General features: G+C 42.7%; 7 protein-coding genes and 1 pseudogene. 1 reads left to right on the top strand and 7 read right to left on the bottom strand.

The genetic code is table 11. From position 1 onward, the window contains the following. Positions 1–251: 251 nt before the first annotated feature. The 7 genes from BLS65_RS16705 to gcvT form a co-directional block, all read right to left on the bottom strand. Entirely contained in the window at positions 252–782 is a 531-nt protein-coding gene (locus BLS65_RS16705; protein ID WP_092440952.1) for a pseudouridine synthase family protein, read from the bottom strand. 138 nt (positions 783–920) lie between these two features. Beyond that, positions 921–2,162 (bottom strand): DUF1015 domain-containing protein, encoded by a 1,242-nt coding sequence (locus BLS65_RS16700; RefSeq protein ID WP_092440951.1) that lies wholly within the window; start codon positions 2,160–2,162, stop codon positions 921–923. 61 nt (positions 2,163–2,223) lie between these two features. Next, a complete protein-coding gene (locus tag BLS65_RS16695; protein ID WP_092440950.1) occupies positions 2,224–2,571 on the bottom strand; it encodes a four helix bundle protein in 348 nt (115 codons plus the stop codon). 169 nt (positions 2,572–2,740) lie between these two features. Continuing rightward, positions 2,741–3,664 carry an NAD(P)-dependent oxidoreductase gene (locus tag BLS65_RS16690; RefSeq protein ID WP_092440949.1) on the bottom strand — a complete coding sequence of 308 codons (924 nt, stop codon included), beginning with the start codon at positions 3,662–3,664 and terminating at the stop codon, positions 2,741–2,743. Positions 3,665–3,783: 119 nt separating this feature from the next. Beyond that, complete coding sequence (serC, locus tag BLS65_RS16685) at positions 3,784–4,854, bottom strand: 3-phosphoserine/phosphohydroxythreonine transaminase (protein WP_092440948.1); 1,071 nt, start codon at positions 4,852–4,854, stop codon at positions 3,784–3,786. Between the two features lie 277 nt (positions 4,855–5,131). Beyond that, on the bottom strand, positions 5,132–5,866 hold the full coding sequence (locus BLS65_RS16680; protein ID WP_092440947.1) for a 2-phosphosulfolactate phosphatase: 735 nt from the start codon (positions 5,864–5,866) through the stop codon (positions 5,132–5,134). A 67-nt stretch (positions 5,867–5,933) separates the two neighbouring features. After that, on the bottom strand, positions 5,934–7,037 hold the full coding sequence (gcvT, locus tag BLS65_RS16675) for a glycine cleavage system aminomethyltransferase GcvT (RefSeq protein ID WP_092440946.1): 1,104 nt from the start codon (positions 7,035–7,037) through the stop codon (positions 5,934–5,936). A gap of 248 nt (positions 7,038–7,285) precedes the next feature. On the opposite strand from gcvT, the pseudogene BLS65_RS16670 reads away from it, so the two are divergent. Beyond that, positions 7,286–7,507: pseudogene (locus BLS65_RS16670) on the top strand (hypothetical protein); the annotation flags it as partial.

Here is a 7,507-nt window from a genome sequence, read left to right as displayed (position 1 = left end):
CAAGAAATACCACCTGCTGCTGGAGTGAAGCGGCCACGCTGCTGTGCCCAATGGGAAAGGTATGCCCGCGCCTCAATAGCTAGTAATTGAATACCTGACACTTACGGTTCGTTACGGTTTTTATTGTTGCAGGCTTCCAAAAAAGGAAGTTGCAAACCATAGGGGGAGCGAAAAACGGAAGAAGTGACGCAAAGAAGGGCTATGTCGAACCAAAAAAATGGCAAAATATCCACCAAGCAAACCTAAATACGCTAAGATTTAAAACCTAGCAATCGACCTGCGGATTTAAGGTTTAAAGAAAAAATCTCGCTAAAATCAATATTCTCAAATGGTTTTCGAATCACCTTATGGGCAAGTGCATCTATTTCGGCACGAGGATTTGGATCAACAGAAACAATCTTAGTATCCAAGCCCAACTCTTTAATTGCTTTATTTGCCACTTTAGTAGAATTGCCGGAACCAACTTCAAAATAGGTTTCAGGCTTAAACTTGGCAATTATGGTATACAAAGCAACAATATCAAGCCCGGGCAAATACCCATTATTATAGATGGGATTAATTGGATTGGGGTCTGAATCGATCCTTATAGACTGAAAAGAATCTTTGTATAAAAGTGCTTCATTAAGAATCTCCGCATACCCGAGTCGTCCTGCATCAATAATCTCATACAATCGCCGATGTGGCTGACTGCCATGACCATAGCGTGGTTTAAATGCAACTTTATACTCTAAAAAAAGGTTCTGGAATCGAGGACTAAGGAATCGATATATCTGCTTGATCATAAACTATATTTTTATTAAGGCAGCATTTACTACAGTAAAATCGATGTAATATCCTGCATGACCAATACATCTGTTCTAAGTCAAAATTAAGAAAAGGCCTTGGAAAACCAAGGCCTTTTCAATTTTGAATAGGATTAATTACACCAGCTTGTGAATAACCAACCCGCTGCGGAGCTTAGGCTCGAACCAGGTAGTTTTTGGAGGCATGATGTTGCCGGTATCGGCAATGTCAATCAGCTGCTGCATGGTAACGGCGTAAAGGGCAAAAGCAACCTTCATCTCGCCGCTATCAACGCGTGCTTGCAGCGCGCCAAGTCCACGAATACCACCCACAAAGTCGATACGCTTATCGGTGCGAAGATCTTTAATATCCAACACCTTATCGAGAACAAGATTCGAAAGAATGGTTACATCCAAAACGCCGATAGGATCGGCATCGTTGTAGGTGCCATTCTTGGCGGTTAGGCTATACCACTTTCCGTCGAGATACATACCAAAGTTATGCAGCTTGGTTGGTTTGTGAATTGCCTTGCCTACTTCCTTAACCTCAAAATCGGCACCAAGTTTCGCCACCAGCTGCGCTGGGGTCATACCGTTAAGATACTTAACCACACGGTTGTAGTCAATAATCTTAAGTTGATTATCGGGGAACACTACCGCGAGAAAGAAGTTGTACTCCTCATCGCCGGTATGATTGGGATTATTTTTCTTCTTCTCGTTACCAACTAGGCCGGCAGCGGCAGTACGGTGATGACCGTCGGCTACGTAAAGCGCAGGGATGGTAGCAAAAATCTCGGTAATGCGCTTGTTGGTAGCATCATCCTCAATAATCCAGAAGTGGTGACCAAAGCCATCGTTGGCTGTAAAGTCATAAACAGGCTTACTGTTCTTCACCACGTTAGCAACAATAGCATCAACCTCCTTGTGTGCAGGGTAGCTGAAGAATACAGGCTCCACGTTGGCGTTGGTATTGCGCACGTGCATCATGCGATCTTCTTCCTTATCCTTGCGGGTAAGCTCATGCTTCTTGATTTTGCCGGTCATGTAATCGTCCACGCTGCAGCAAGCAACGAGACCATACTGGGTGCGGCCGTCCATGGTTTGAGCATACACGTAGTATTGCTCCTTTTGGTCTTGAACCAACCAGCCATTCTTTTGCCACAAGTTGAAGTTCTCAACCGCCTTGGCATACACCTCAGGAGCATGCTCATCGAAACCGGGAGCAAAATCAATCTCAGGCTTAATAATGTGGAGCAACGAGCGCTCTGTAGCCTCGTGGCGAGCCTCCTCAGAGTTCAACACATCGTATGGGCGCGATGCCACTTCTTGTGCCAGCGCCTGTGGGGGACGAAGCCCCTTGAAAGGTTTTATTTTTACCATTACTCGGTGAAAGGTTAAAAGTTAAAGGTTAAAGGTTAAAAGTGAATAGTTAAATACATACTCAGACGGACTTCAGATATCTAACCAACCCTAGAGTTAGTTGCTTTACCAATAAGATCCGTTTGGTTATCGTCTCAACATTCGAAATGTAACCCAACCTTCTTGATATTTCTATTTGTGTTTCAAGTTCAGCTAAAGAGCCCACCGCTATATAAAGAAACTGGATTGTTTCTGCAGTACCCTTTCGAGCAGAACCTTCAGCAATGTTGGAAGGAACAGAAACTGCTGCCCTCCGAATCTGAGAAGTAAGACCATAGAGTTCGTCCTTAGGGAATTTACTAGATAATGTATAAATATCAACCGTTAACTCAACGGACTCCTTCCATGCATCTAACTTAGTATGCTCCATTTTAGACGGTTTTCTTTAAAGGTAAAAAGTTAAAGGTCAGAAAAGATATATCTAACAATGGAAGTTTTCGCCCACATTTAGTAAACAGATGACCCATTCAATATAAGCTGGCAACAATTGTTAGGCTAAACCATCTTTTAACCTTTAACTTTTACCCTTTAACTTCTCACTATTTATTTACTTGATACGTTTTATCTCCGTTCTTAAGGAGATTCACAATTTGGTTTGCAGCAGCTAGGCCAGCGTTGATGTTTGCTTCGGCAGTCTCGGCACCCATTTTCTTAGGCGAGCTGAAGTAACGTGAAGCAAATTTCTCAGCAAAAGTAGAGTTACCCTCGGCCATAATATCGGTGGCATACTTAAGGTCGGTGCGCTCACCCATAATCCGCATAAGTCCATCCTCGTCGATAACCTCCTTGCGAGCAGTATTGATAAGCGTTCCACCCTTAGGCATCTTACTCATCAACTCATAGCCAATGGATTTCTTTGTCTTATCGTTAGCAGGAATGTGAAGCGAAACGTAATGGCAAGTGCTGTAGAGTTCATCAACGGTAGACAGAACCTTAACGCCATCCTTCTCAATAACTTCCTTAGCAACGAATGGGTCGAAAGCATAAACCTCCATACCAAATCCCTTAGCAATATGAGCAACCAACTTACCCACGTTTCCGTAAGCGTGGATTCCTAACTTTTTACCTTTAAGTTCGGCACCTGTTCCAGGCTGGAAGGTGTTACGAGCCATGTAAACCATCATACCAAGAGCAAGTTCCGCAACAGCGTTGGAGTTTTGTCCTGGAGTGTTCATAGCAACCACATTCTTTGCGGTGCAAGCAGCAAGGTCGAGATTGTCGTATCCCGCACCGGCGCGAACAACTACCTTAAGGTTTTTAGCAGCCTCAACTACCTCTTTGGTAACCTTATCGCTACGAACGATAACGGCGTCCACGTCGGCAACGGCCTTAACTAAGTCTGCTTGGTCGGTGTATTTTTCGAGAAGTTCGAGAGAAAAACCTGCTTCTTCAACAATCTTGCGGATTCCATCCACTGCTGCCTTTGCAAAAGGCTTATCGGTTGCAACTAAAACTTTAGACATGATAATTAGTTGTTTAGGTTAATACTAACTACAAGTTAAGCATAAACTCAACTTGTTATTAAAAAACAAGGGTTGAATGGCCCTAAAGCTATTCAACCCCTTAGTATATAATTACACGATTATGCGTTCTTCTTTTCGAACTCCTTCATGCAATCAACAAGAGCTTGAACGCTTTCGATAGGAAGTGCGTTGTATAGCGAAGCACGGAAACCACCAACAGAGCGGTGACCCTTGATACCAACCATACCGTTTTCCTTAGCAAAAGTCATAAAGTCTGCCTCTTTTTCCTTGAATTTGTCCGTCATAACGAAGCAAACGTTCATGAGTGAACGATCTTCCTTAGCAGCGGTACCTTGGAACATGGTATTGCGATCAATTTCGTTGTAAAGAAGGTTGGCCTTAGCCTTGTTCATTTCGAACATCTTAGCTACGCCACCAATTGACTTAACCCAACGTAGGGTTTCGCGCATTGCATAAATAGCAAACACTGGAGGAGTGTTGAACATGGAATCCTCCTTGATGTGGGTGCGGTAGTCGAGCATGGTAGGAATCTTACGATCAACCTTTCCAAGTAGATCTTCGCGAACCACAACAAAAGTAACACCAGCTGGAGCAAGGTTCTTTTGAGCACCACCGTAAATCATACCGTATTTCTTCACATCTACTGGACGGCTAAAAATGTCGGAAGACATATCGGCAATCAAGGTAACTGGGCAATCCATGTCTTCATGGATTTCGGTTCCGTAGATGGTGTTATTGGTGGTAATGTGGAAATAGTCAGCATCCTTAGGAATGCTATATCCCTTTGGATAGTAAGAGAAATTTTTATCAGCAGAAGAAGCAACGGTTACAACTTCACCAAACAGTTTAGCTTCCTTAAGAGCCTTACTTGCCCAAACACCAGTTTCGAGGTAAGCAGACTTCTTGTTCATAAGGTTGAAAGGAATCATGCAAAACTGCAAACTAGCACCACCACCAAGAAATACAACTTTGTATCCATCAGGGATATTAAGCAACTCTTTGAACAAAGATAAAGCTTCCATGTGAACAGCTTCGTATGCCTTTTCGCGGTGCGAAACTTCAACTAGCGATAGACCTTGTCCGTCAAAATCTTTTACAGCGTTCGAAAGGTTTTCGATTACTGATGGTGCCAAAATACATGGACCTGCGGTAAAATTATGCTTTTTCATTGCTTATAAAATTGGTTAAATGGATTTAGTCTCCCTTCAGGGAGCACGGAAGGAATGAACTGTAGACAACTCTCCTTTGCGAAACCACTGAGGTTTGTGCTATGATGCAAAGGTTTTGATTTTGAGTGCCTCATGATATTTTTTCGAATTACAAACCTTGTGTTTGAATACAACTCAAAATTGCAACTTTATTCCTTACCAAATGCTTTTTTCTATATGATTTAAAACACCTAAACAACGATTCGGAATAATTAGACGATCAAAACCCTGATTTCAGCTACAAATTCCTACTAATAGGAATTAGGCTTTTTCCATTGAAATGAGGAACGATAGAAGTATAGTCAGGTGTATGGCAAAAATCAATAACGTCATCGAGGCCCATGGTGCGTAACCGGCTGCGCTGTGCTGCCTTCTGGATATAATCAATAAGATCAGGCTTAGCCAACTGCCATAAATCAAGCGCGGCAATGGCCGAATCGCAAGTGGTTGAGTAACCATAATCATTGAGTAAGCGCTCGACCAACGCACCTGCAAAAACGGAATCCTCAAGGCTGAAACGCCCCTTCCATCCAGAACAGAACACTATAACCTTCCCGCTACGTTGTCCTAAGTAGGCAGCAACGGCACTGTAGTTAAGGAAAGAACCAACAACTACCTCCTTGCATTCAGCAGCCATATGTATGGCACGCGTCCCATTGGTAGTGCTATACACAATGCTCTTCCCTTTTACAATTTCCGGTTTGAAATTAAAGGGTGAGTTTCCAAAATCCGCAAAATCCAGCACTACGCCATCGCGCTCGGCTGCCACGAGAAAGCCATTGTCTTTGTAACGTTTAGCCTCCTCTACCTCCGCAACTGGGATAATCTCACTGGCACCATTGGCAAATGCTGCACAAATTGCAGATGTAGCGCGAAGAATGTCCACAACTACCACAGTAGCTTTCTGATCGAGGTGAAAACCAAACAAGGATGGTGAAAAGCAAACTTCTACAACTTTATCGAGAGTAGGCATGGCAATAATATTACAAAAAAGAGGGATATAAAGAACACTTTATACCCCTCAACTATATAGTAGTTAATTACTTTTTAAAGAATGGAGTCTTAGCAACCTTAGCTTTTATACTCTTGCCACGAATGCTAATGAAGATTTCGGAGCCAAGCTTGCTATGCGAAGTAGCAACATATCCCATACCAACACCAATTTTAAGCATTGGAGACATAGTTCCTGAAGTAACCTCGCCGATTACCGTACCTTCAGCATCAACAATTTCATAGTGTTGACGAGGAATTCCCTTTTCAACCATTTCGAAACCAACCAACTTGCGGGCAACACCTTCTTTTTTATGCTTAAGAAGTAAATCTTTATCGATAAAGTTCTTTGCGTCGGTAAACTTGGTAATCCACCCTAAACCACCTTCAATAGAAGAGGTAGTGTCGTTAATTTCGTGACCATAGAGGCAGAAACCCGACTCAAGACGGAGTGTATCGCGAGCACCAAGACCGATTGGTTGAATACCAAACTCTTTTCCCGCCTCAAAAACAGCCTTCCAAAGTTTTGGACCATCCTCGTTGGCAACATAAATCTCACATCCACCCGATCCGGTATAACCAGTAGTTGAGAAGATAGCATCTTTAATCCCAGCGATATCCAACTTCTTGAAAGTGTAGTATTCCATATCTTCCACCGAAGTAGAAGTAAGCTTTTGCATAGCCTTAAGCGCCAATGGGCCTTGAACGGCAAGCTGGCAAATCTCGTCCGAAGCGTTGTATAGATCCTTGCCTACCTTCAAGCCAAACTTCTCGGCATGAGAGCAAAACCAGTTCCAATCCTTTTCTACATTCGCTGCATTAATAACCAAGAAGTAGGTTTCAGCATTTACGCGGTAAACCAAAAGGTCATCAACAATTCCACCTTTTCCATTTGGAAGGCAGGAGTATTGAACCTTACCGTCACTAAGAGTTGCAACGTCATTAGAAGTGACATATTGAACAAAGTCGAAAGCCTTAGGTCCCTTAACCCAAACTTCGCCCATGTGGGAAACATCGAATACGCCAATTTTTTCACGAACACACATGTGCTCGTCGTTAATTCCGGAATACTCAATAGGCATGTTATATCCGGCAAACTCAGCCATTTTGGCCCCTAAATCAATGTGAAATTGGGTAAAAGCAGTATGTCTCATCTTATAAAGTTTTAAACGATAAAGGTTTGGTTGCAAAGGTAACTAATTTTCGATTGTCACTATGGTGCAATCGTTAGCTATGAAGAAATTCTAATATGTTTATGAGCATTTTTCCTCCGCTATTGTTTAAATACCTTATATCCGCAACATAAAAGCATAAAATAATCGGGAACCCCTGTAATAATAATCATCACAAGGCTTTCCCGATTAAAATATTTTCACCTACTTAGGTGAAAACATCGTAGCGGATGAAAATTACATATTCTAGCGACACCATCAACTCTTTTGGCGGAATAAATTTTGCAGACAAAATTATCCGGGAGGCCTCTATTTACGACACCATAGACCAAACGCTTGGCATTCGGGGAGTTAAGGCACAGTATTCCTACAGTGATTTGTTTCGATCCTACCTCATGCTGGTTTTATGCGGCGGCGAATGCGCCGAGGATATTACCGAACACCTGCGCTCA

It is taken from the genome of Williamwhitmania taraxaci (genome assembly GCF_900096565.1).
In the GTDB taxonomy this organism is placed as follows: domain Bacteria; phylum Bacteroidota; class Bacteroidia; order Bacteroidales; family Williamwhitmaniaceae; genus Williamwhitmania; species Williamwhitmania taraxaci.
Note: the sequence above shows the minus strand (reverse complement) of the source record. Positions and strands in the feature narration are given on the sequence as shown.

Excerpts from the sequence above, each read along its gene's own strand:
- BLS65_RS16690 (WP_092440949.1), bottom strand. The coding sequence starts at position 3,664 with ATGTCTAAAGTTTTAGTTGCAACCGATAAGCCTTTTGCAAAGGCAGCA.
- gcvT (WP_092440946.1), bottom strand. The coding sequence starts at position 7,037 with ATGAGACATACTGCTTTTACCCAATTTCACATTGATTTAGGGGCCAAA.
- BLS65_RS16680 (WP_092440947.1), bottom strand. The coding sequence starts at position 5,866 with ATGCCTACTCTCGATAAAGTTGTAGAAGTTTGCTTTTCACCATCCTTG.
- serC (WP_092440948.1), bottom strand. The coding sequence starts at position 4,854 with ATGAAAAAGCATAATTTTACCGCAGGTCCATGTATTTTGGCACCATCA.
- BLS65_RS16700 (WP_092440951.1), bottom strand. The coding sequence starts at position 2,162 with ATGGTAAAAATAAAACCTTTCAAGGGGCTTCGTCCCCCACAGGCGCTG.
- BLS65_RS16705 (WP_092440952.1), bottom strand. The coding sequence starts at position 782 with ATGATCAAGCAGATATATCGATTCCTTAGTCCTCGATTCCAGAACCTT.
- BLS65_RS16695 (WP_092440950.1), bottom strand. The coding sequence starts at position 2,571 with ATGGAGCATACTAAGTTAGATGCATGGAAGGAGTCCGTTGAGTTAACG.